The 23,307-nt window shown below is 71.9% G+C and carries 22 protein-coding genes; 16 read left to right on the plus strand and 6 right to left on the minus strand.

What is annotated here, in order from left to right; translation table 11 throughout:
• Positions 1–81 precede the first annotated feature (81 nt).
• Both MFF21_RS00090 and cueR read left to right on the plus strand, forming a co-directional pair.
• Entirely contained in the window at positions 82–2,598 is a 2,517-nt protein-coding gene (locus MFF21_RS00090; protein ID WP_153874042.1) for a heavy metal translocating P-type ATPase, read from the plus strand.
• A gap of 131 nt (positions 2,599–2,729) precedes the next feature.
• Complete coding sequence (gene cueR, locus MFF21_RS00095) at positions 2,730–3,173, plus strand: Cu(I)-responsive transcriptional regulator (protein ID WP_153874043.1); 444 nt, start codon at positions 2,730–2,732, stop codon at positions 3,171–3,173.
• 439 nt (positions 3,174–3,612) lie between these two features.
• On the opposite strand, the gene MFF21_RS00100 is transcribed toward cueR, so the two are convergent.
• Positions 3,613–3,945 (minus strand): four-helix bundle copper-binding protein, encoded by a 333-nt coding sequence (locus MFF21_RS00100; protein ID WP_142585592.1) that lies wholly within the window; start codon positions 3,943–3,945, stop codon positions 3,613–3,615.
• 164 nt (positions 3,946–4,109) lie between these two features.
• On the opposite strand from MFF21_RS00100, the gene MFF21_RS00105 reads away from it, so the two are divergent.
• The 4 genes from MFF21_RS00105 to MFF21_RS00120 all read left to right on the plus strand — a co-directional run bounded on the left by MFF21_RS00105 (position 4,110) and on the right by MFF21_RS00120 (position 8,518).
• Positions 4,110–4,412 carry a metal-sensitive transcriptional regulator gene (locus MFF21_RS00105; RefSeq protein ID WP_012454418.1) on the plus strand — a complete coding sequence of 101 codons (303 nt, stop codon included), beginning with the start codon at positions 4,110–4,112 and terminating at the stop codon, positions 4,410–4,412.
• A gap of 341 nt (positions 4,413–4,753) precedes the next feature.
• The gene (locus MFF21_RS00110; protein WP_012454417.1) at positions 4,754–6,121 is read left to right on the plus strand and encodes a hypothetical protein; all 1,368 of its coding nucleotides are present in this window, start codon (positions 4,754–4,756) and stop codon (positions 6,119–6,121) included.
• Between the two features lie 11 nt (positions 6,122–6,132).
• The gene (locus MFF21_RS00115) at positions 6,133–6,966 is read left to right on the plus strand and encodes a hypothetical protein (protein WP_012454416.1); all 834 of its coding nucleotides are present in this window, start codon (positions 6,133–6,135) and stop codon (positions 6,964–6,966) included.
• A 691-nt stretch (positions 6,967–7,657) separates the two neighbouring features.
• Positions 7,658–8,518: a hypothetical protein gene (locus tag MFF21_RS00120; protein ID WP_012454415.1), complete on the plus strand. Its 861-nt coding sequence runs from the start codon at positions 7,658–7,660 to the stop codon at positions 8,516–8,518.
• Here the strand turns inward: MFF21_RS00120 and rplU are convergent.
• The 5 genes from rplU to MFF21_RS00145 all read right to left on the minus strand — a co-directional run bounded on the left by rplU (position 8,455) and on the right by MFF21_RS00145 (position 13,028).
• Complete coding sequence (rplU, locus tag MFF21_RS00125) at positions 8,455–9,672, minus strand: 50S ribosomal protein L21 (RefSeq protein WP_052300044.1); 1,218 nt, start codon at positions 9,670–9,672, stop codon at positions 8,455–8,457. The two genes, MFF21_RS00120 and rplU, sit on opposite strands and share 64 nt — an antisense overlap.
• Complete coding sequence (locus MFF21_RS00130) at positions 9,659–10,852, minus strand: CHAT domain-containing protein (protein WP_142583512.1); 1,194 nt, start codon at positions 10,850–10,852, stop codon at positions 9,659–9,661. The genes rplU and MFF21_RS00130 overlap by 14 nt, the downstream gene beginning before the upstream one ends.
• Positions 10,853–10,874: 22 nt before the next feature.
• Positions 10,875–12,221, minus strand: coding sequence for a hypothetical protein (locus tag MFF21_RS00135; protein ID WP_012454412.1), 1,347 nt, complete (start codon positions 12,219–12,221; stop codon positions 10,875–10,877).
• A 258-nt stretch (positions 12,222–12,479) separates the two neighbouring features.
• The gene (locus MFF21_RS00140) at positions 12,480–12,806 is read right to left on the minus strand and encodes an EAL domain-containing protein (RefSeq protein WP_009864761.1); all 327 of its coding nucleotides are present in this window, start codon (positions 12,804–12,806) and stop codon (positions 12,480–12,482) included.
• A gap of 6 nt (positions 12,807–12,812) precedes the next feature.
• On the minus strand, positions 12,813–13,028 hold the full coding sequence (locus MFF21_RS00145; RefSeq protein ID WP_052300043.1) for a hypothetical protein: 216 nt from the start codon (positions 13,026–13,028) through the stop codon (positions 12,813–12,815).
• Here MFF21_RS00145 and MFF21_RS00150 point away from each other — a divergent pair.
• From MFF21_RS00150 to MFF21_RS00185, 10 genes are all read left to right on the plus strand, one after another.
• Positions 13,002–14,057, plus strand: a complete 1,056-nt coding sequence (locus MFF21_RS00150) for an RNA-guided endonuclease InsQ/TnpB family protein (protein WP_306438902.1) — start codon at positions 13,002–13,004, stop codon at positions 14,055–14,057. The genes MFF21_RS00145 and MFF21_RS00150 overlap by 27 nt on opposite strands.
• Before the next feature lie 728 nt (positions 14,058–14,785).
• A complete protein-coding gene (locus tag MFF21_RS00155; RefSeq protein ID WP_009866583.1) occupies positions 14,786–15,250 on the plus strand; it encodes a hypothetical protein in 465 nt (154 codons plus the stop codon).
• 573 nt (positions 15,251–15,823) lie between these two features.
• Positions 15,824–15,997: a hypothetical protein gene (locus tag MFF21_RS00160; RefSeq protein ID WP_009866584.1), complete on the plus strand. Its 174-nt coding sequence runs from the start codon at positions 15,824–15,826 to the stop codon at positions 15,995–15,997.
• 100 nt (positions 15,998–16,097) lie between these two features.
• Entirely contained in the window at positions 16,098–16,832 is a 735-nt protein-coding gene (locus MFF21_RS00165) for a hypothetical protein (RefSeq protein WP_009866585.1), read from the plus strand.
• 1,237 nt (positions 16,833–18,069) lie between these two features.
• Complete coding sequence (locus MFF21_RS00170; RefSeq protein ID WP_158022282.1) at positions 18,070–19,323, plus strand: hypothetical protein; 1,254 nt, start codon at positions 18,070–18,072, stop codon at positions 19,321–19,323.
• A gap of 64 nt (positions 19,324–19,387) precedes the next feature.
• Positions 19,388–19,672, plus strand: a complete 285-nt coding sequence (locus tag MFF21_RS24075; protein WP_373324891.1) for a hypothetical protein — start codon at positions 19,388–19,390, stop codon at positions 19,670–19,672.
• A complete protein-coding gene (locus tag MFF21_RS24080) occupies positions 19,668–19,874 on the plus strand; it encodes a zinc ribbon domain-containing protein (protein ID WP_373324892.1) in 207 nt (68 codons plus the stop codon). The genes MFF21_RS24075 and MFF21_RS24080 overlap by 5 nt, the downstream gene beginning before the upstream one ends.
• 1 nt (position 19,875) lies before the next feature.
• Positions 19,876–20,397, plus strand: coding sequence for a hypothetical protein (locus MFF21_RS00175; RefSeq protein WP_012454410.1), 522 nt, complete (start codon positions 19,876–19,878; stop codon positions 20,395–20,397).
• A gap of 479 nt (positions 20,398–20,876) precedes the next feature.
• The gene (dgt, locus tag MFF21_RS00180) at positions 20,877–22,322 is read left to right on the plus strand and encodes a dGTP triphosphohydrolase (RefSeq protein ID WP_012454409.1); all 1,446 of its coding nucleotides are present in this window, start codon (positions 20,877–20,879) and stop codon (positions 22,320–22,322) included.
• A complete protein-coding gene (locus MFF21_RS00185) occupies positions 22,315–23,160 on the plus strand; it encodes a nucleotidyltransferase family protein (RefSeq protein ID WP_012454408.1) in 846 nt (281 codons plus the stop codon). Before dgt ends, MFF21_RS00185 begins: the two co-directional genes overlap by 8 nt.
• The last annotated feature ends 147 nt before the right edge of the window (positions 23,161–23,307 follow it).

The following is a 23,307-nucleotide window of genomic DNA, read 5'->3' on the forward strand; positions in this document are numbered from 1 at the left end:
AGGCCCGCCTCGAAGGCCCCTTGACCTTCCCATTGTAGGAAGCCCCATCTCGGGAGCCATCGACGTTCGAGGGAGACGAGGATGGCCGCACAAGCGACTGCCGAAGGAGCCAGGCGGAACGGGACGACGTTCGAATTTCCGGTCCGGGGAATGAGCTGCGCCTCGTGCGTAGGGCGCGTCGAGACGGCGGTCCGCGCGGTGGCGGGGGTGCAAGCGGCCAACGTGAACCTCGCCACCGGACGCGTCAGCGGCGTCCTGGCCGCGGGCGCGAGCGACATCGCGGTCGCCGACGCGGTTCGCGGGGCGGGCTACGAACCCGTCGAGGTCGTGACGGAGCTGCGCGTTTCCGGCATGACCTGCGCGTCCTGCGTCGGCCGTGTCGAGCGGGCGCTCGGCCAGGTCCCGGGCGTTCGTGACGCCACCGTGAACCTCGCCACCCAGCGCGCGTCGGTGCGCCACCTCGGCGGGGCCGGCATGGCCCAACGCATCGTCGCGGCGGTCGCCGCGGCGGGCTACGAGGCCGAGCCGGTGCGCGACGCCGCGGCGGCCGGCGACCGCGAACGGGCGGAGCGCGAGGCGGAGATTGCGGCCTTGCGCCGCTCGGTGCTTCTGGCCGCGCTCGCCACCGCACCGCTGCTCGTCTTCGAGATGGGCGCGCACCTCTCCGGCAGCCTGCACGAGGCCCTGACGAGAACCCTCGGTCAGGGCATGCTCACGCTCCTGTCCCTCGTCTTCGCCAGCCTGATCCAGTTCGGGCCCGGCTTGCGCTTCTACGCGAAGGGCATCCCGGCCCTCCTGCGCGGCGCGCCCGACATGAACAGCCTGGTGATGCTCGGGACCAGCGCGGCCTACGGCTTCTCGGTCGTCGCGGCGCTGGCGCCCTGGCTCCTGCCCGCCGGCACGGCCTACACCTACTTCGAGGCCGGCGCCGTGATCGTGACGCTCATCCTGCTGGGACGATGGTTCGAGGCCAGGGCAAGGGGCCGCACGAGCGACGCGATCCGGCACCTGCTGACGCTCCAGGCGCGGACGGCCCGGGTCGTGCGCGACGGGGTCGAGACGGAGGTCGACGTCGAGGGGGTCCGTCCCGGCGACGTCGTCGCCGTGCGGCCCGGCGAGCGCCTGCCCGTCGACGGTACCGTGCTCGACGGCGCCTCCTACGTCGACGAGGCGATGGTCACCGGCGAGCCCGTCCCCGCGCGCAAGGCAACCGGCGACGAGGTCATCGGCGGCACCGTGAACGGCACCGGCAGCTTCCGCTTCCGGGCCACCAAGGTCGGGTCCGACACGTTGCTGGCGCAGATCGTGCGTACCGTCGAGGCGGCGCAAGGGTCGAAGCTGCCGATCCAGGCCCTCGTCGACCGGGTGACGACTTGGTTCGTGCCCGCCGTGCTCGGCGCCGCGGCCGTCACGCTCGGGATCTGGCTCGCCTTCGGCCCGTCTCCCGCCCTGGCCTTCGCGCTCGCCAACGCGGTCGCGGTGCTGATCATCGCCTGCCCCTGCGCGATGGGCCTCGCGACGCCGACCTCGATCATGGTCGGAACCGGCAAGGCGGCCGAGTTCGGCATCCTGTTCCGACGCGGGGAGGCGCTCCAGGCGCTGCGGGACGCCCGGGTGATCGCGCTCGACAAGACCGGGACGCTGACCAAGGGCACGCCCGAGCTGACCGACATCGCAGTCCTGCCTGGCTTCGACGAGGACACCGTGCTGCGGCTCCTGGCCTCGATGGAGGCGCGCTCGGAACATCCCGTCGCGGCGGCCATCGTCGCGGCCGCGCAGCGGCGCGGGGTCCGACTGGCGGAGGCCGTCGGGTTCGAGGCGATCCCCGGGTTCGGGGCACGCGCCATGGTCGAGGGACGCCGCGTCGAGGCCGGCGCCGACCGCCTCATGCGGCGGCGCGGCCTCGACCTCTCCGCCCTTTCCGGCGCGGCCGAGCGGCTGGCCGACGACGGTCGGACCCCCCTGTACGTTGCCGTGGATGGTGTCCTGGCGGCCCTGGTCGCGGTCGCCGACCCGATCAAGGAGAGCACGCCCGAGGCCATCGCGGCCCTGCGGCGCCTCGATGCGCGGGTGGTGATGGTCACCGGCGACAACCGTCGCACCGCCGAGGCCGTCGCGCGCCGTCTCGGCATCGACGCGGTCGAGGCGGAGGTGCTGCCGACCGACAAGGCCGACGTCGTGCGCCGGCTTCAGGCGGATGGGACCGTTCCCGTGGCCTTCGTCGGCGACGGCATCAACGACGCCCCCGCGCTCGCGCAGGCCGACGTGGGGTTGGCCATCGGCACCGGAACGGACATCGCGGTGGAAAGCGCGGACGTCGTGCTGATGTCCGGCGACCTGCGGAACGTCGCGAACGCCGTCGCGCTGTCGCGGGCGACCATCCGCAACATCCGCCAGAACCTGTTCTGGGCCTTCGCCTACAACGCCGTGCTGATCCCGGTCGCCGCCGGTGCACTCTATCCGGCCTTCGGCATCCTGATGTCGCCGCTGTTCGCCGGCCTCGCCATGGCCTTCTCCAGCGTCAGCGTCGTCCTGAACGCTCTCCGCTTGCGGGCGTTCGCGCCGATGCTCCAGGCCACGAAGGCTGCCGCTTCCTAGGCGCCGCCCCGGGGCCACGGTCGGGGACGGCCCCGGCCGGCGCGGGCTCGACCGCGGCGGCGCCGCGTCCTAGACCCGGAGGCGGTTGCGAAGGCCCGGCCCCGGTCACCCGTCCAGCGGAGGGCAAAGCCATGAACATCGGTGAGGCGGCCAAGGCCTCGGGGGTCTCGGCCAAGATGATCCGCTACTACGAAAGCATCGGCCTGATCCGGCCGGCGGCGCGCTCCGAGGCGGGTTACAGGCTCTACGGTGACGAGGACGTGCACGCGCTCCGCTTCGTGCGGCGCGCCCGCAGCCTGGGGTTTCCCCTGGACGAGGTCGCCGCCCTGCTTGGCCTTTGGCACGACAAGCGGCGGGCCAGCTCCGAGGTGAAGGCCGTGGCAACGCGGCATGTGCGCGACCTCGAAGCGCGCATCGCCGAGATGCAGGCCATGGTCCGGACCCTCAGCCATCTCGCCGAGCATTGCTCGGGCGACGACCGTCCGGATTGCCCGATCCTCGATGACCTCGCCGGCACCGCGCCCCGGTCCCCCGCGGGTCGTCCCGATAACCGGCGACGCGCGGAACACGCCTGACGGCATTGACGCGCAGGCGAGGCCGGCAGCCGCCGGACGACGGGGTCGAGCGACCGGGGACGCGGCCTTCGCTTCCCACCACGCCTGGGATCGGCCTGTCGTTGGCCGCTCGCCAGGCCAGCGCAGCCAGACGCGGTGCCGCCGCTTGGGCCCGTCGGGACGGCGTGAGGTCTGACGGGATTCGACCTCTCAGGCCAGGTGCGCCAAGCGGATCGGTCGGCGCGCGCCGGCCGCCGCGGGGCCGGCTGGCACGGCGGATGACGCTGCGCGGCGGGCAGCGCTCGCCCCGTCGCGCTCGGCGGCGGGCATGCCTGACATCGGGGTGACCCATGCCGGCTGCGGCACCGCCACGCTGGGGCGGACGCGGCGCCGGCACGAAGGGCAGCGAGCGCGCGGCTTGGGCCCCCTCGCAAACGCCGCACCGGCGAGGTCGCCGCGTTCAGGCGGCCATCTTCCGGCAGCTCTCGGCGCAGCGGCGGCACTGCTCGACGCAGGCTTGCATGTCGCCGACCTGCTCGCAGCTGCGGGCGCAGTCCTCGCAGACGTCGGCGCACTCGGCGCAGGTGTGCTTGTGGTGCGCGGTGCCGAGCAGCATGAAGTGCGCCGAGGTCCGGCAGATCTCGGCGCAGGCCAGCATCAGCCGGAAATGCTCGGGCTCGACGTGCTTGCCGCCGGCCGGGAGGCAGTGGTTCGAGGCCATGCCGAGGCAGGTCTGATAGCAGCGCAGGCACTCGTCGATGCAGGACTGCATGTCCGGGCTCATCTGATGCATTTGGCGGCTCGCATTGTTGGGGGTGGGGTCAAGCCTTACTATGAGGAGCGGCCCGCAAGCTCAGGCGGAGCTCGGGGGCTCGCGATGAATCAACATACCCTTTTGGGGTATGGTTCCGGGTTGCGGGCCGTCGCTCGGCCTCCCCACCAGAGGTGCACGGCAACATGTCAGGTTCCGAAGTGGACCACGGGGGCGTCCCGGTCGACCACAAGCAGCAGCTTCCGCGGCTCCGCCGCATCGAGGGGCAGGTGCGCGGCGTGCAGCAGATGATCGAGACCGGGCGCTACTGCGTCGACGTCGCGCATCAGATCGATGCGGTGATTGCGGCGCTCCGGCGCGTGCAGTCCGACATGGTTCGCGACCACATGCACGCGCTGGTGCAATCGTCCCTCGCCGGCAACCTTTCGGAGGCCGAGCGGCAGCGGCTCGCGGATGAGGTCGGCAGCCTCATCGCCCGGATCGTCTGACCTCCGCCAGGCGCCTCGCGCGAGGGCGCCTCGTTCGTGGTCGTCGTCCCCGCCTCCCGGCAAGGGGAAGGCGTCGCACCCGCCGCGGTGGCGGGGTGGCCTGCGCCCCTCGGTCCCGCCGCGGCCCCCGCACCCGCCTCGCCGCTCGGTCTTGGCTGGTCACCTCCGACCTCGCCGCCTCGTTCCTCGTGGGGCGAGCCTTCAGCCCCCTGGCCGCATCGATTGTCGCCTCCCGGCAACACGCGGCGAGATCTTGTCCTCCTCCAGGGATTATCGGCACGTTGGCTTTGACGCGCCGGCGCCGGTCCCATTACCCATAGGGGGTATCTTGGGAGGTTCGGATGACCGACACGTCGCGACGGGGCTTTCTCGCATGCGCCGCCGGGGCGTTGGCCGCGACGGCAACCCTGTCGAGCGGCGTCGGTCGGGCATTCGCGCTCGAACAGCGTAACGAGGTCGGCTTCCTCAAGGGCCCGTACAACCTCGCGTTCTTCTACCGGCACAACCAAGCGTACCGCATCGGTGCCGGGATGCACTTCTTCCACTCGAAGCAGCACGACCTGCTGCAACTCACCCGGTTCGAGGACCACGCCGCGGTCGACGCCCGCTTCGACAAGGAAGCGCAGGGATGGCTGCGCGACCCGCCGGCCACCGAGCCGGAGATGCCGTACTACTCGTCCTACGTCGACCGGGCGATGCACACGCTGTTCCGGACCATCGACTGGACGCACATGCATCACGAGCAGACTTACGACGTGATGGCGTTCCGCGAGATCCCGTGGGCCGAGAAGAAGGTTTGGACCGACCGCGCGGTCGAATACTACCTCGCCATGCAGACCCCGGGCGTGCCCCGCAGCGTCGCGCCGCTTGAGCTGACGATGCGGCGGGCGGGCATCATGATGAAGCCCTATTTCAACTACTTCCGGAACTTCTACCCGCTCGACCAGAGTCTGTTCTACGTCGCCCACTGGTGGCACCCGGCTGTCTACGAGGCCCAGATGATCGCGGGCAACCGCGACCAGGAGGTCGCTATCCGGGCCGTGCAGGACACCCTGTACCGGGACGTCCTCCCGGACCGGCCGGGCCGGATGGTCCTCTCGCGGGAGATCATGCCGCGCTACGCGCGGATGAGTCCCGAGAGCGCGAACATCTTCGACAACCTGCACATGCTCCACGGCATCGCCTACTCGATCCTGGCCTACAAGGGCTGGACGGTCGAGGAGAAGCGGGCCGAGATGTACCGGGTCATCGACGCCATGGGCTACCAGCCCGGCGACGAGGCCTACGCCCGCAAGTTCCGCGAGCCCCACCCCAGTTACGATCCGCGCACCTACCCGGCCTGGGTGCGCGCGCCTCAGGGCGCCATGGGCATGATCATGATGGACATGCTCATGGAGATGCTGCCGATGATGTACCCGGGCGGCCTCTCGAAGGCGCAACGGGCCGCAGTCATGCGGCAGATGATGATGAACGGCCGGCTCGGGATCGAGCCCGGCGAGGTGCCCGGCTCGCTCCGCGACGCCCTGATGCAGGTCGCCCCCGGCATGCGGATGATGCCGGGCGCCACCGAGCCCGGCGAGACCCCGGCCATGATGGTCGAGCACATGCTCTCCGCCTGGAAGGCCAAGGCCGCCCATATCCCCGACGTGCCCTCCATCGACATGTCCGTCGAGCCGAGCCTCGGCCCGGTCCGCGTTGCCGTCCGCTGAGGAGCCGCCCGATGTCGATGACCACGCGCGGCGCCCTCGCGGCCCTCCTCGCCCTCTGCGCCGGCCCGGCGCTCGCCGCCGACCACTCCAACCTGGAGGAGGGCCTGCCCATCACCATCGAGGATGCCTATCCGATCAAGGAGAACGGCCTCGAAGTGCAGTCCTACTTCCAGTACAACCGCATCCGGAACGACCCGCGCGGCCTCAGCAGCCTGATGGCCGTGCCGCGGCTGGAATGGGGCGCCTTCAAGAACTTCCAGCTCTCGGTCGAGGCGCCGTACCGTGTCGGGACGGCGAGCGATACGGACCAGGGCGCGTTCCGGGCGCAAGGCTTCTACAACGTCAACCAGGAGGACCTGGTCCTGCCCGCGATGGCGGTCGCCTTCGGCGTCAACACGCCCTACGGGCGGATGGCCGGCGGCACCGAGACCGAGCTCAAGTTCCTGGCCACCAAATCCCTCGGCACGCCCGATCCGGAGGGGCTCTCGCCGTACTCGTACGTGCCGCGCCAGATCCACTTCAACGCGTCCTGGTTCCACAACTACGACCCGATAACCGGACGGGACGCGGAGCGGCGCGACCGTTACCGGGTCGGCGTCGCCTACAGCCAGCCGGTGTCGAACGACGTCGTGTTGGTGGCGGACGTCTACCGCGAGACGGACCGGGAGCGCGGCCGCGCGGTGAACCTCGCCGAGATCGGCGCCCGCTACATCGTGACGCCGCAGACGCTCCTGGTCGGGGCCGTCGGCGTCGGCTTCGGCGGCGACCGCCGGCAGGACTTCCGGGTCACGGCCGGCCTTCAGCACTCGCTGAGCTTCCCCTACTCCTTCGACCCGCCCCGCTGAGAGGCGGGTACCGTTCCCCCCGGGCGCGCGGCCTCCCGCGTTCCCGGGCGTGTATCCGCGAGACCGGAGAGTTCGCATGCGCGCGGAACGCCATGCCTGGACATCCAGGAACGCGGGACGAAGGCGCCGCGTCCGGCCAGGGGTTCGGGCGGCCGCGCGGAGAACGTTCCTGCGCATCCTGGTGGCCATCGCGGTCGCGGGGGCGTGCGGCGTCGTCGGCAGGCAGATCCTGACCTCCACGGCCTGGACGGGCCGTTACATGGGCGATCAAGGCCCACGCGGTACCCCGGGGCCGTAGCGGCGGCCGGTCCGGGCCGGCGCAGCGAGCGCCACGGGGTTGAGGGGCGATCCGCACCGGAGCGCGACGCGGGGCCCCGGCTGCAGGTCCCGGTGCGTCGATGGACGCTTGCGCAGGGTCGATCCCGTCGGCTGCCGCCGCGGACGCCTCGGATGCGGGCGTCCGCCATGGGTCTCCTTGTCCGCGCGGGCGGGACGGGCGGCTGGCGAGGCGCGCGGCGGGCGGGCGAGCGCGTGGCTCCGGCGCCCGAGCGGGCGGGACGCAGGAACCGGACCCGTGCGGGGGCGCTATGTCGCGCGTCCCGGATTCGGCCCGGGGCGTGCGCGGCGCTGTCCGGGTCGGCGCCGCGTGATAGGGTCCGGCCGGTCGACCAAGACGAGACAGGACCCAGCCATGACCGATCCGGTCTTCCGACCCGACATCCAGGATGCGCTGCTGCGGCTGCTGTTCGACAAGCACCGGATCAACCTGCTCAAGGTGCCACGGGAGGACCTGCAGCCCGGCCAAGCGCTCCTGCTGGCGGGGAGCGGTGCGGTGCCGGACGCGTTCGGGCCCGTCGCGCTCCAGAACCTCGTGCCTGGCCTGGTTCTTCCGGAGGTGGCGCGCGACGCGCGCCTCGCGGACGTCGACGCCACGTTCTCGGACAGCCAGGAGGGCCGGGTCGAGGGGGGTATCTTCGCGTCCTTCCTGGAGCGGTTCTGGCCGGGCGCGACCCTGCCGAGCATCTCGGCCAAGGCGGAGGCGAGCGGCGGGCGCAAGTTGTTCCTGCGGTTCTCCAAGGCCACGCGCGACGGCATCGACTTCGCCGCGCTCGGCCGGGCGCTGGGGCCGAACGCCCCGGACCTTTCCTTCGTCGAAGGCGCTGAGGCCGTGCGGATCTTCGCCGTCGTGGACGTGTACCGCTGCCCGGAGATCGAGATGTCCTGGACGGACGACAAGGGCCGCGTGATCGACGCCGAGGCGGTGGTGGCGGAGGCGGCCAAGCTCGGCCTGGGCCACAAGGTGCGCAAGGAGGCGGGCGGGCTGGTCAAGGTGGCCGGGGACACGGCCCTGGCCTTCGGCGTCCGCCTGATGGAGCTCGTGCGCCGCGACGACGGACCCGGGTTGCGGCTGCGCCTCGCCCATACCAGGATCGACGTCCTCGGCGGCGGGCCGCGGGACGGCGGCACCGCCGAGGCGGATGCGCGGGATTACAGGCTGCTGGCCGACCCCTGGGCCGGAGGGTTGGGCATCGGGATCAGGCCGCCGGCGTAGGCCGCCGGCCAGCTCGCGGACCCGGGCAGGGCGGGCGGGTCGCGCGTGATGGCGAGCCGCGACAGAGAAAGGAAGCGGCGCTCGATCCGCCGACCGTCCACCACGACGTCGAGGATCGCGCTGTCCCCGACGCTGTGGTCGTTCCCGAAACAGACGACCGCCTCGCGCACCGTTCCCGCCGGCTTCTCGCCGCGGGCGATCACGCGCCGCGACCCGAGGTCGATCCCTGGACCGGAGACGTTGACCTCGACATGCGCCGCGACCGGGATGCCCTGCCCGAGCCGCACCGTCGCGTTGCCGGACGGCAGGTCGAGCCGGTCCCTCAGGGAAACCGTCGCTCGGTAATGCGCGAGGCCGTCCGGGCCGGTGCCGCGTGCGGCGTCGGCCCGAAGGGCCACCTCGGCGAAGTGGCGACGTCCGGTGCGCGCGAAATACCGGGTCAAGGCATCGGCCACGGCATCCGGCGTGGCCCCGCCCGCCGGGACGCCCGTGACGGTCGCCAGGGCGAGCGCCGAGGCGGCGCGCAGACGTGCGTCCGGTGCGGTCAGGAGCGGTTCGAGGGACCTCTCCACTTCCCGGCGCTCCCGTTCCGCCACGTCGGACCAGGACCTTGTCGCCACCTCCCGCAGCGTCTCGACGGCCTGCCCGGGCCCACCCCACCGGAGGCTCGCGAGGAGGTCGGGAACGGCGGCACCCGCCAACCTGCCACGCTCCGCCGGTCCGGACCGGTCGACGCTCCGCCAAGCCATCTCGCCAAAGGGCCCGTCGCCTGGCTCCACCGAGACGATCAGCACGGGCTGCAGGACCTGGCGGTGGCCTCGCATCCGCCGGGAGTTCTGGCGCCGCCGCTTCTTGAACGAGACTGTCTTCGGTCCCCGCTTCTCGGGCAGCAGTTCCGCGATGACCCGCGCGTTCGGCACGTTCGGGCTGCCGACGACGGTGCCCTCGCCCGAGCCGAGCATGAGGATGTCGTCGAACGCGTGGAAGCGGCGTCCGTCCGCGTCGCGGACCGTGGCCGCCAGGTAGTCCGAGCGGGCGACGTTCAGCCGGTCGCCGGTGCGGACGACGTACTGCTTCCCGCCGGTCCGCAGGACGGCCCACACCGCGGGCTCGGCTGCCGCCGTCCCGGTGCCGCCCCTCTTATGCCGCTCCATGCAGAGCTTCCCCGCGCGCCGTGGCGACCTCGCCCTCGATGGCCCCGGGCAGGGCGAAATCGTCCAGGGCATGGAAGGAATAGCAGAGGCTGGCGACGGATCCGTCCCGGTGGAGGCTGTCGCGTCGCGCTTGATGCAGGCTCTCCGCGACCGTCAGGCGCTCGCCCCGCACCCCGGGCGCGCGGGAGAATGCGTGCCGGTAGAACCGGCGCGCGAATTCCGTGGCGAAGCGTTCGTTGACGAGGCAGTGGGTCGCGATCACGCCGCCCGCCTGCATGAGGTGCAGGTTGTCCGGGAAGTTGCTGTCGGCGATGACCCCGGGGGCCGCCGATGCGCAGATGTTCAGGAACACGAGAGGCTCCCCGACCAAGGGACGGGCCTCCTTCTGGTGCGGGCTGAAGAAGTCGGGCCGGACCTCCAGCCCGTTGTCGAGCACGAAGTAGTGCTGGCCCGCGAAGCTTTCCATGTGGCTGGTGACGTGCCAGACCGACCTGAGCTGGCCCAGCGCGCGGAACAGGGACGCGAGGTCGGCCACGGCCATCGGCTCCCTGTCCAGGCCGAGCAGGGGCGTGTCCTCCCGCGTCGTGCAGGCGGCGCCAAGGTCCTCGAAGACGGCGAAGATGCTGGCCTCGTCGCGTCGGGACACGGAGGTGACGCGCGTGGACCCGAGCAGGCCGACGGATGGCGCGGCGTCGTCCGCCTCCCTCTCTTCCTTATCAGGCCTCGGCGCGTGGATCAGCGGGGCCCGGCTGCCGAGGAAGCGCTCGACGTCGAACCCCGAGCCCACGCGCCCGTAGTGCAGGGCGTCGAGCGGGATGCCGGCCAGGTCGCTGTCGAACGTGATCGACCTGAGGTTCGGGTGATCGAGGTAGAAGTCCAGGTCGGCACGGACCTTGGCCCCCTTCTCGGGATCCGTGTGGCGGAAGAGGTTGCTGAAGAGGCTCACGGCGGCGTTCTGGAAGGATTGCAGCCTCGCCGCCGACGCCGGGTCCTGGGCCTCGGGTGCCCAGGTGCGCCCGGCGAACTCGGCCAGGCCCTCGGCGAACGCGCGGACGGCGTCGGCCAGCGCACCGCGCAGCGGGCCTCCGTGGAAGCGCAGGCTGTCGAGCTGCCCCGCCCCGAAGACGCTGACTTCGGTCCTCGCGGGCGAGTGGTCGCTCGTGGACGTGGCGATGCGCATTCGGAACGCGCCGGCTGCGATCTCATCCCGCTTTCGGCGACCGCCATGCCGACGAGCCATCCTGACCGTTGTCCTCGTAAACCTCGACCGTTCTCTGGATCTTCGAAACGATGCGGTCGCGAGTCAAGAACGTGAATCGAAGCGCGTGCCTCCCGCCTTCCCGGGCGGTCGCCTTGAAGGTCAGCGGGTGCCCTACCCTGCCCTGCTTGACCCCGGGCGAGACCACGACGCCGTTGCCATCGGCGAACACGGTCACCGTCTCGGCAGCGCGCTCACGGCTCGCGATGCCCAGGAGCTGGTGGACCTCGCCGTCGAGGATGGCCGAGACGGCGACGCTCGCCCCCTTGCCGAGCCGCACGGCGGTCGTCGCCGTCCCCGTGCCCGGCGGCCCGAAGACGACCTGACCGCGCAGGGCGTCGGGTCGCGTGCCCGGCAGGAGACGCCGGAGCGTCGGCCGATGCAGCGGGACGAAGCAGAGCGCCTCGCGGCGCTCGCGCGCGCCCCGCCCCGCCGCCGCGGGAACGGCCCCCCGCGTCAGCGCCAACGGCGGCAGCGGAACGGCCATCAGGCGGTGAACGCCCAGGCCGAGGCGCGGCAGGCACAGCGCATCGGCTTGCCGCGGCGGAAGCAGGGCGGGCAGATCCATCTGCCTCATGCGGAAGAGCTGGCTTTCCAACCTGGACAGGTATCGTTCGGCCACCTCGCCCCATCCGAGCTGCCGCCCGGCGGCGAAATGCTGCGCGGCGCGCCGGAGATGCCGTTTCGCCCGCTCCAGGCGCGCCTCGGAGCCGTTCCCCGCCTCCGCAAGCTGCCGGCCGCGCTCGAAGTGAAGCAGGCCGTCGACGAGCCGCGCGTCCCGCGCGCCGCGGAAGGCCACGCCGTCGGGGGCCGGTCGATCCGGGTGGCGGCCCACGGTCCCGTCGCGCAGGTCGCCGTGCAGCGCCGACCAACCGAGCGGCGGACCGGGCCTGATATCGAACGCGATGCAGGCGTTGGCCTCCGGCGACGGGCGGAACGTCGCCAGCGACGTGTCCCGCAGAAGCTTGGACCAGTGGGCGAGGCCGCGGGCCCGGAAGCCGGTGGGCAGCGCGGGCAGCAGCCAGGGTGGCCCGAGGCAGATCAGCTCGTCGCGCGACCGATCCGGCAGCAGGACCAAATCGTCGTCGCCGACGATGGCGTACCCGGTCGACGCATCCGCTATGAGGTGGCGGCGGTCGGACAGGGTCAGCGCGACGCCGACGTCGTCGCCGCCCCGGTCGAAGGCCAGCCAGCACCGCACCACCGGCGGGCGGCCGCCCGCGACCGGCGAGGCCGCGAACAGGTCCGCCTGCGAGGTCTCGTCGAACGCCGTGGTCGACCAAGCCTCCATGGGCGCCTCCGACCGCCTCCGGCGCGGCTCCGCCGTCTCGGTAACCGCGATGCGCCGCGCGGGTATCCGGCCCTGCGACGGCGGCGACGAACGTGACGGACGTTCGCCGAATCGAGCGTACCGCGGGGAATCTTAAGCGGCCGTGTCGCCTACCGCCAAGGTCGCGGCGCGGCGTCCGCCGGATCGCCCGCGGCGCGGGCTAGGGCGGCCCGCTTCCTGCCCTGTGCCGCCCGCCGCGGCCCGAAGGGGCTGCCCGGGTCATGCGGCCCTCGTTCCGGCCCCCCGGCGCAGGAACGCGGCGGCCTCGGCCGCGGGCGCGGGCTTGCCGAACAGGTAGCCCTGCGCCTCGCCGCAGCCGGACAGCCGCAGCGCCCCGAGCTGCCGCTCCGTCTCGACGCCCTCGGCCGTGACCGCGGCGCCGAGGGAGGCCCCCAGGCCGGCGATGGCCCCAACGATGGCCGCCGTGCCCGGCTCGTCCACCGCCTCGACGAAGGAGCGGTCGATCTTGATCCGGTCGAGCGGGAACTTCCGGTTCTTCGTCGTTTGGGGTTGATCGACCTTCGGGCGGGCTTGACGCGTTCCCACTCCGTTCTACTCTGGTCGCGTGATCCTGACGTACCAGCAGAAGCTCAGCCGACCGCCGCCCAGCACCGCCTCCTCGCCGAGGCGCTGGAGCGTCAGCGCCTGCTCTACAACGCCGCCCTGTAGGAGCGCCGCGACGCCTGGCGGCTCGGGCGCAAGGCCTTCACCCGCCTCGACCAGCAGAAGAGCCTCACCGTCATCCGCGCCGACGACCCGGAAGGCCACGGCGCCGATCCGGTCACCATGGGCCGTTGGACGCTCAAGCGCGTCGAGGACGCATTCACCGGCTTCTTCGGACGGGTGAAGCGGGGGCTCAAGCCTGGCTTCCCGCGGTTCAAGCCTGCGTCCCGCTGGAGCTCTTTCGGCCTGCTGGAAGCCACCGGCCTGCGGCACGAGGGCGACCGCATCCGGCTCAAGGGCTTCGGCCGCCCGATCCGCCTCAACCACGACCGGCCGCTGCCGTCCGACGCGAAGATCCTGGGCGTGACGTTCACGCGCAAGGGCCGGCACTGGTTCGTCTGCATTACCGTCAAGACGAGCGAAGTCGTGGCGACCACGCCGCCTGCGGGCGAGGCGGTGGGCGGCGACCTGGGCGTCGAGGCGCTGCTGACGCTGTCCACCGGCGAGCGCATCCCGAACGTCCGCCCGTCCTCGCGTCGCGAGCGCGAGATCCGCGTCTCCCGCCGGGCCCTCGCCCGCTGCCGCAAGGGCTCGAACCGGCGGCGCAAGATCAAGGCTCGGCTGGCGCGTCAGTTGCAGGCGGTGGCGAACACGCGGGACCAGTACCTGCACCGCGTCTCGGCGCGGCTGACGCGCGAGCACTCGCTCGTCATGCTGGAGGACCTGCGCATCCGGAACATGACCCGCTCGGCCGCCGGGACGGTCGATGAGCCCGGAGCGAACGTCCGCCAGAAGAGAGGGTTGAACAGGTCCATCCTGGATGCGGGATGGGGCAAGCTCGTGCAGTTCGTCCGCTACAAGGCTACCAGGGCCGGTGGCGAGTTGATCTGCGTCGACGCCAGGGGGACGTCGCAGGAATGCCGGCAGTGCGGGGCGGTTGTGCCAAAGCCGCTGTCCCTGCGCCGCCACGTCTGCCCGTGCGGGCTGAACGAGCATCGCGACGTTAACTCGGCCGGGGTGATCCGCGACCGGGGTCTCGCGGTGAAGGCCGCGAGCGAGGGGGGTCAGCCCCTCGGGGGCGCCAACGTGGGCCGTCGGGCCGTGCGTCGTCCCGGGACGCTCCTCGCCGCCTGAGGGCGGCGCTGGAGAACGTCGGATGGGGGCATCAACCTCAAATGACGAATGACCGTGAATTGTTAAGGCATGCCTACGGGGCGTTCCGAGGTCGGCATCCCGGCGCGATTGTCCGCTGCACCGGCCCTGGGCAGGTCGCCGGCACGCCGCGCAGGCCGGGGCGATGGGATCGCGCGATCCGGGGCGCACCCCGGACCCGGCCTCGCTTGTAGGCATCGCGAGGCGCGACTTGCGGAAGCCGCCGCCGGGACCGCACGGCTCCGGCCCGCCGGCGAGCCTCGCGGTTGAGCCGACGGTGCGGGTCCGCAGGATCTCTTGGCGTCAGACGAGGATCGGCGCGGCATGGCCATGGCTGGCCCGTGCAATGGCCATGCCGGAATAACCGGTGCCGTTTCTCCCGTTCCGCCAGGTGTCGCCAACGGCGGAGGGCATCGCGGAAGCCCCGCCCCCGGCGCCTGGCCCTGGACTTCGGCGGCCCTGCCCCGGAGACCGTGACCGTGTCAGGCCCAGGATCCGTCCGGGCAACGCGGCGAGCCGCGGCCGGGACAGTCCGATGGGGCACAAGCATAGGGCGAAAGGCTTTCTTAACCTTACCGGCGTTCCCCGGGCGGCCATGGCCGGAAATGCTTGCCGTCGGCCGCCAGGTGCCGTAGGTACGGCCATGGCCATGTAAGCCCTGGCCGGCAGCTTCGTCCGGGGCTGCTGCGCTGCGGGCAAGGGGAGCTCACATGTTCAACGACCTTCGCTCCGCGGTCAGGCGCATCGAGGAGGATATCGAGAAGCTCGTCGAGGAGCAGAACAGGTCCCTGCGCGCCACCGCGTCGCGGCTGGCGCTCCTCTACCTCCAGAAGGAGCGCATGGAGGAGCTTCTGGCAAAGGCGGAGACCGAGACCGTCCCGATGCCCCTGCCCGCGGCGCCGGCATCCCCGCCCCCGCCAGGGAGGCCCGAGCGCGCGGGAGCGTCCTCCGTGGTCCTCGGTCGCGCGGCCACGGTCATCGTGGAGGCGCTGGAGCGGGCCGGCGAGGCCGGCCTGTCCGGAACCGAGCTGAACGATGCCGTCCGAGACGCCCAGATGAGCAAGGACGCGTCCGAGAAGGCGAAAACGCGTTTGAAGCGCCTCGGCCTGGTCCGCCACGACGAGCTCGCTCGCCGATGGTACCCGCTGCCCCGGGCGGAAGTAGGCGCAAGATGACGGCGGTCGGAGACATCCGGGCCGGCGGGTGCCTGAACCTTAACCAACCCGGCAAAGTCGTCCAGGCAACCTACACCGCGGGTGTAAAAACTCGCCGGAACATGGTACCATTCACCGTGGATGATGGAGGCGCGCGTGGCGGCCGATCACCTCAAGCAGGCCTGGACCCGTTGCCCGAACGCTCCGGCGGCTGACCGCCCGGTCAGGCAGGGGCGCGCTCGCGGCCCGCCCTTGGTTCGGGCCGACCCGGGACCCCAGGTCTCGGACGGGCAAAAAGAAACGCGCGGCCCATGGGCCGCGCGCTTTACCCTGAACTCGCCTCTCAGTGTCGCAGCTGCCGCGAGTGTCAGGCATCCCGCACCCTAGGGTTCGGGATCGGCCAGCCAAGGCCAACGGGTTCCTCCGGGAGGCTGCCAGGCCCCGCGGATCGACAGTCGTACCCTAGCCGCACCTGCGCGCCTGCGCAAGCGTCTCGTTGCGCCCGTCCTGGATCCCGTTGGCGACCATCGCCGAGGACCCGCCGCCCTCACGGCATGCGGGCCCGGTCCCTTCGCCTGCGAGAGGACAAGACCCATGGACGACCTGGATTTCGGTGGCCTCACCGGCGCCGACGACGACCCCGTCACCGCCGCCTTCCTCGACCCCGACTTCGACCGGTGGGACGGCGACGTCGCGCGTGCCCTGGGCCGCCGGGCCGCCGACTTCGACGGGCGGGGCCCCTCCGACGCCGACGACGCCGACCGCTGAGCGTCCGCACCGCGGTGCGCTCCCCTCCCTCGGCTCCGGCCGGGGGAGCCCCCTGTCCAGCGACGGGCCGCCCTTGCGGCCGTCATGCCGGAGTTCCCCGATGAAGATCCGTGACCAGGAAACGACCACCTCCTCCCCCTCCCTCGACGATGCCGCCCGGGCAGCATCGTGCCGCCAGGTGCCGCCGGACGCGCACGGCCGGTGCGTGCCCGTGAGCGCCCCCTCCCCGCGTGCGCTGGCGTGCGTAGGCATCAGCCAGGCAGCCCTCGCCGTTCGCGTCGCGGACCTCGGCCTCGATGTCGTCCACATGACGCTGGCCCGCGACGAGAGCACGGGCCTGGTCGTCGCCGCGGCCCTCGACGCGGCGCGGCGCCGGCCGGTCGATGTCCTCGGGCTGTTCGGTGACGGCTCGGGCACGGCAGGCGGGCTCGGTGCCGTCTGGCCGTGCCTGGGCGTGCCGGAAGTCATCGTGGTGGACCACGCCGTCGGGTACCATGACACGGGCTTCCACGAGGCCGCGTGGCGGATGGGGATCCAGGTCCTGCACCGGCCCGCACGTGCACTGCCGGGACAAGCGCACCTCAACGCCCTGTTGGGCCGGTCCGGGTCCTGTCGCGACGGTCAAGGGCGAAGCGCCGTCACCATGGCGGCGCTCGTCGGCGCGGTGCATGCCTGGATCGCCGCCTGCTACGCGTCCCCGCGCGGTCGTGACGTGGACGCGGTGCGGACCGCGCCGCCCGCCGTCCCGCCGGGAGCGTCACGGGCCCACGCCTGGACGTTGCGGGGCAAGGCCGGCCGGAACCTGGTTGGCCGGATGGCGGCCGGCCGCCGCTAGGCCCGGCAGGGCCCTGGACCCGCCGGCGCTCGTCGGGCCCGAGCGTCCGACCCGGAGAGCCAAGCGCCCCCGATTCAGGGGCCGGTGTCCCTGCTCCGCGGCCCCCGGATACGGGGCCGCGGCATGCCCTCGCCTCGGGGCGCCAGCCGTCGGGGGCAGGCCGCTCGCATGACGCAACCGGCGAGCTGCCTGAAGGCGTCAATGTCGAGGAAACCAGGGCCGTGAGAAGGCGTGCACGAGCGTCGCCCTCCTCGTGGCAGCCATGCACCGCCCGCCACCGGCGCGACCGCGGCCCCGCCGGGCCCGTCCCAGCCCCCGGCCGGTCGATGATGCGAAACGCCCGGCGCCTCGTCTGCTCGTCGAGATGCACGTGCCCGCCTTGGGCGGCCCGGGCACGGGTCACGGTCCGTGACCTGGGCGCCTTCGCCGAGCCATGACACCTCCGCCAGGCGGGGTACGGGTCCGGTCAACATCGGTCGCGGCTCGGGCCCCTCCGACCAAGTCGGCGCGAGCCGGCCCGCGCAATCCGCCACCCAGCCTCCGGCCCAGGTACCCTCCTCGCTTACGCCGCGGGCCCGGAAGGACCCGCCGGCTTCCGCTCGCCCGACAAGGAGGAGGCGCGGGCCGGTGGCCGACCGGTGCGTGCTTCGGAGGGCCAGCTGGCCGACGAACCCGCCGGGCGCCGCGCCATGCTCGACCGTGGGCTCCCCCCCAAGCAGAGCCCTGATACAGGTCGCGGGTTCCGGGCGGCTGTGAGACACGCGGAGGGTTCAGACCCCGGTCGACTCCCGGTCCACGTCACCGCCCTCCCCGAGCTTCGCCGGACTGGGGCTGGGCCTGAGAGCTGCGCAATCCTGTGGCTGCCCGGGCCAGGTCTGGCTTGGCACGCGCCTCTCCCCTCGCGGACTCCTGGCCGAAGATCGGGGTGGCGGGTCGCAGCTTGTCCCTTTCACGACCGCCCGGACGATCAACGCGTGCTCCCGGGCGGAGCAGCACTCTGTCGATTCGGGCCGGCGCCACTCGCAAGCGGCGGTCCCGGCGGGCCCCGCTGGGGTGCCCGATCCCCGGCGGCGCGGCTCCGTCCCAACCCTCCGGTGCTCGCATGTCTCCTTCCGGCCACGTCCCGTATGCCTCGAACGCGCCCGACGCTTCTGCCGCCGGCATGCCCTCCGTCCCGGAAGGGGAAATCCGGCGGGCGATGCGGGCCGTCGTCGCGGTTTGTCCGCCCGAATCGGGCATGATCCTGAACGTGTTGCTGGACAACCTTCTCACCGCCAGCCGAGCGGGAGGCATCCTGCGGTCCAAGCTGCACGGCCTGGACGTCGGGTTGCGCAAGCACCTCAGGCAAACGTGGCTCGACGGGGTCGTCGTGCCGCTCGCGAGGACGCGCAACCCACTCCATCGCGCCGCCTCCTCCGCCCTGCCGCAACTGCGGGACCCACGGGACGTCTCCGGCCTCCTCGCGGCGGTGAGACAGATCGCGGGCGAGGTCCCGGAGCACACCACGGCGCGGGAGCACCTCGACGGCGCCGTCCGCTTCCTGGAAGCGCTCCCGATCCTGATGCGCGCGGTCGAGGCCCTCGAAGCCCGGACCTTCGCCCAGGGTGCGGGCCGCTCGCGAGCGGTCGGGTACAATTCGGGCGCACGCGACGACACGCGTGCCCGTCAGGTGCGGTCGGCCGCCCATGAGTTCCGCAAAGCGGCGAGGAAGGCGCTCGCGCCCCTCGTGCTGCGCCTGGCGGACGCCGTCTTCGAGGCGGAGCTCGGAGCGGTCCGGAGCGCCGCGTTCGCCCGAGCCGCGCCGGTCCTGCGGTCACCCCCGGTCGGCGGTCCGAGGAAGCGGGGCTTGGCGGGGCCACCCTGGCGCCGTCGCCTGCTCGACGGGCTGCAGGGCGATATCTGGGGCGGCTTCGGAGCGGCGCTGGAAACCGTGCTGCGGCGCCATCCCGGGCTGGAGGTCACGGAGATCGCCGTCGACCGCAGCGGCGACCTGTGCGGGCGGGCTCGGGCGGTCCTGACGCGGCACGGGGTCCGGTTTGCGGTCGCCACCTGCTTCGACCTTCAGGTCGGCTCGATGCGGCACAGGGCGGAGGATCTCGTCGGACCGGGCCACCGGGTCGACCAGCCCACCTGGGCCGAGGTGGACGCGTGTCTCGACGCTCATGTTCCGCCGGAACTCGACACCGCCTCCTTCCGCCTGATGCGCCACATCCTGCAACGGGACGGTGGCGACGGCTTCGTGCTCGATGCCTATGCGGAGGACCAGCTCGTGATCGCCTGCCGCGCCGGTGGCCGGCTTCCGGAAGAATTCGCGGACTGGCTCGTCGAGGCCGCAGACGCGTTGGGGGTGACCCTGAGGTTCGCCGCGGACGACGGTGGCCCACCGGTTGCCGAACTGGCGCGCGTCGGCTTCGCGTGGGCGGAGGGAAAGGAGCGGTTCTTCATGACGCGGTCGGCCGTGCCCGACCCGGGAACCGGCCCCCTGCCCTGAGCGGCGTGGTGCCACCACCACGCTCGCGCTCTCGACCGGCCAGCGAACGACGCTGCCCGAGAGCCTGGGGCGGATCGAGGCGCGGAAGTGGAAGGCGCAGAAGGTCGTCTCGCGTCGCAAGCGCGGCTCGAACCGACGCCGCCGGGCCCAAGTTCGCGTCGCGCGCCTGCAGGCGCGGCAGGCCCGCATCCGGCGCGACTTCCACCATCGCGAGGCCCTGGGCGTCGCCCGCCGCTTCGGCGTCGGCCGAGGAGCCGGGCCGCAACGTCCGGCAGAAGGCAGGGCTGAACGGCGCCATCCTGAACGCGCGCTGGCATCAGTTCGCGACGATCCTGAGCTACAAGATTGAGGAGAGAGGCGGTCAGGTCGCGACCGTTCCGGCTCGGTTCACGAGCCAGACCTGCGCCGCGTGCGGCGTCGTGGATGCGAGGAGCCGCGGGAGCCAAGCGCGCTGTCGACTGGAGGGGACCTCGCGGTTCCCGAAAATCCCCGTCGTTCACGGCGGGGAAGATGTTAGGGTGTTGTCGAGCTTAGATGCCAGGGGGAGCTGACATGGTGATCGTCAGGATGCCGGGTGGCGATGTCGAGTCTATCGCTCCGGACGAGCTGCTCTGGATGCGGCAGGCCTTTGACCACGAGTTCAAGGATGCGGTGATGCTCCGCATCACGGGTGACCGGATCTATTCCGTGGAAACGGTGGCGTCCCTGGCCGCGAAGTTCGCCGCAGCCGGGGCCGCCATGGCTCGGCTGACCCCTCCCGAGGGCGCCATCGAGATGATGGTCAGCGCCGAACGGGTCCGCGAGGTCGAGCCGCCGAGCCCCGCCATCCACCACGAGGGTGCCGGATCGGTCCTCAAGTTCGGTCCCAAGCTGATGCTCGCCGTGCGTGAGAGCGAGGCCCAGGCGAAGTCCATCCTGGCTGAGGCGGTTAAGGGTCGGCCGCCGGCACCTGCGGCATTGGCGGCGGCGGCCCTGGGAGGCGCCATCGTCGGTGCTGCGGTCGCCGTAGCTGTGACGGCGCCGGGCGCGGGAGGCCCGGATCCCGAGGCACAGGAACGCCCGGGACCAGCATGAGAGCCACGGCGGATCGCCCGGCCCGCTCGTGCCCCCTCGCCCGGCCCGCCATCCATGTGCCGCCGGGGCGGGGGCCGCTGTGTCCGCGCACCGGGAGTGACAGCCGGCGGGCCACAGGTGGCGATGCAAGCGACGCGCGACCGCGCGCCGCCTCCGGTACGGGACGGCCCAGGGCTTTGAGCAGGACACGCCGGTCGGGCAGATCTCCGGCATGAGCCGCCCCTCCGGGTTCGGTGGGGACGGGGCGAGGCAGGGACCTCCGGATGGGCCGGCCAACACCGATTTCGTTCTCTCTATGTTCCAATCTTGGAGCGCCTGCCCTAGTGTCTTGCTGGCGCGAGCGGCACCGTACCGAACGGAATCCGTGGACAACCGCAGGATCCTGGCGTGACGCGTCGGAGGGCCGGAACGTAGACCGGGGCGCACGGTGTTGTGGGTGGGCGATGGACCGGGCGTCCTCGCCGCAACGGGATCGAAGGATGGCCGATCAACTCGACTGGAGACGCCTCCTCAACGCGCAGCGGCGCAAGGGAAAGGCCGCAGGCAGAGCCTACACGGCGCGGCTGGGCGAGGACCGGACCGAGCACGAACGTGACCACGACCGTATCCTGTTCTCGACCCCGGTGCGGCGCCTCCAGGACAAGACGCAGGTCTTCCCGTTGGAACGCAACGACAGCGTCCGCACCCGGCTAACCCACAGCCACGAGGTGGCGAACATGGCGCGGAGCATGGGAACCACCCTCGCCTTCGTGCACGGCGGGGCGCTGGGTTTCCCCGGGGAGGTCGAGCCCCTGCGCAACGTGCCCGCCCTCCTGGAGGCCATCGGGCTCGCCCACGACCTCGGCAATCCGCCGTTCGGACATCAGGGCGAGACCGCGATCCAAACCTGGGTGAAGCGGCACTCCGTGCCGCGCAAGGATGACCCGGCCTCGTTCGACATCTTCGACGCGCCGGACCTGAGCGAGCCGATGCGCCGTGATTTCCTGAAATTCGAGGGCAACGCGCAGGCGTTCAGGCTGCTGACGCGATTGCAGATCCTGAACGACGACTTCGGCCTGAACATGACCTATGCCTTCCTGGCGGCCCTGATGAAGTATCCCGTGCCGTCGGACGCGGTCGACAAGACCTCCCAGGCAAGGAAGAAGTTCAACTTCTTCCAGTCGGAGGCCGAGATCGCCGCCGAGGTCTGGGCCGAGACCGGCTTGCGGGAGGGCGTCCGCCATCCCCTGACCTTCGTGATGGAGGCTTGCGACGACATCGCCTACTCGGTGGTGGACGTCGAGGACGCGGCCAAGAAGAAGCTGATCAACTTCAACGTGCTCATGGCTTGGCTGCGTCACGACGCGTGCGACGACGAGTTGACGCTCGACGTCTGCGAGCGGGCCGAGCGCAGCCACGCCGAGTTCCGGGACGCGGGATTGTCGCCCGGGGAACTCGACGACATCTCGATGCAGATGTTCCGCGTGGACGCCATCGGGAAGATGGTGCGGGCCGCGGTTGGGGCGTTCGTGGCGAACCGGGATGCCATCATGGCCGGCGCGTTCGACAGGGAGCTGATGGCGGCCTCCGAGGCGGTCGTGCTGTGGACCTCGTTGAAGCGCTTCGCCAAGTTTCACGTCTACCGCCACCGCAGCGTCCTCGAAGTCGAGCTCGACGGGCACCGGACCGTTCACGAGCTCATGGACATGTTCTGGAAGGCCATCATCGAGCGCAAGGATCCGGACGACCTGCGCTCCGACCGCGAGGCGTTGCCGGCCTACGTGTATTCCCGGATCTCGGAGAACTACCGGCGCGTGGCCGAGTCGCCCGGGAACGCGATGCCGATGCGCTACCGCGAACTGCAGCTCGTCACCGACATGATCTCGGGTATGACCGACACGTTCGCGGTGTCCCTGCGCGACGACCTGAGGCGGCACCATGGCTGACCTTGGCTCCCCCGTCCGCGACGGCGCTGAGCTGTGCCGGCGGATGCAGGCGTTCCTGGCGGACGAGGCTCGCGGGGGCCCCGAGATCGCGGATCTGATCGGCCATCTCGGGCAGGTGGGCGAGGTTGCGATCTTCGGCGGCATGGCCCGGGATATCGCCCGGGGCGGGGCTGCGGCCTTCGCATCGGACGTGGACCTGGTCGTGCACGCGCCGCCGGAGCGCTTGGCGGAGCTGATGCGGGACGGCGCGGCCGTTCGGAACCGCTTCGGCGGCTACCGCATCGCCGGGCGCCGCCACTCGTACGACGTCTGGGCCCTACCCTCCACCTGGGCGGTCCAGTCCGGGCACGTGCAGGCCGCCCACCTGACCGACCTGGTGCACACCACCTTCTTCGACTGCGACGCCGTGCTTTACCTGTGCGGCTCCCGCCGGGTTCACCACGGACCGCGTTTCACCGCCTGGCTGCGCGACGCCATCGTCGACACCAACCTGGAGGAGAACCCGAACCCGCACGGGGTCGTGGCCCGCGCGTTACGGATCCTCCTCGAACATCGGCAGGCCGTCGGGCCCGGCTTGGAGAGGTATCTCCGCAGGATGGCCAAGGGGCACGCGGGCTGCCTCGATGGGGACCTCGCATCACGCCTGTCACGCATCCTCGCAGGCCTGCGCCCGCTGCCCGACGGCCTGGGAGCCACGGCCGCCGCGCGGCACCCGGGTGCGGGTGGTGAGGCGCCCGGGCGGGGCGAGCGGGACCGGGCGAACCGGCATGGCTGCCCCGACCGTTCCCATGTTCCGTGGCCGGCGCCGGGGCGGTTGAGGTGTCCCGGATCATCCTGATCCGGCCCGCGTGCTCCCGCGTTCGAGGCTGATGCGCCTCGCGAGTTGCCGGGCCCTATCCATGGAACCGGCCTTGCGCTGAGGTGGACGCCGCCACCCCTGGTCACCGGACCGAGGTTAAGCGTCAATCGCCCCATGGCAGCGCGC

Source organism: Methylobacterium organophilum (assembly GCF_022179465.1).
Lineage (GTDB): Bacteria > Pseudomonadota > Alphaproteobacteria > Rhizobiales > Beijerinckiaceae > Methylobacterium > Methylobacterium organophilum.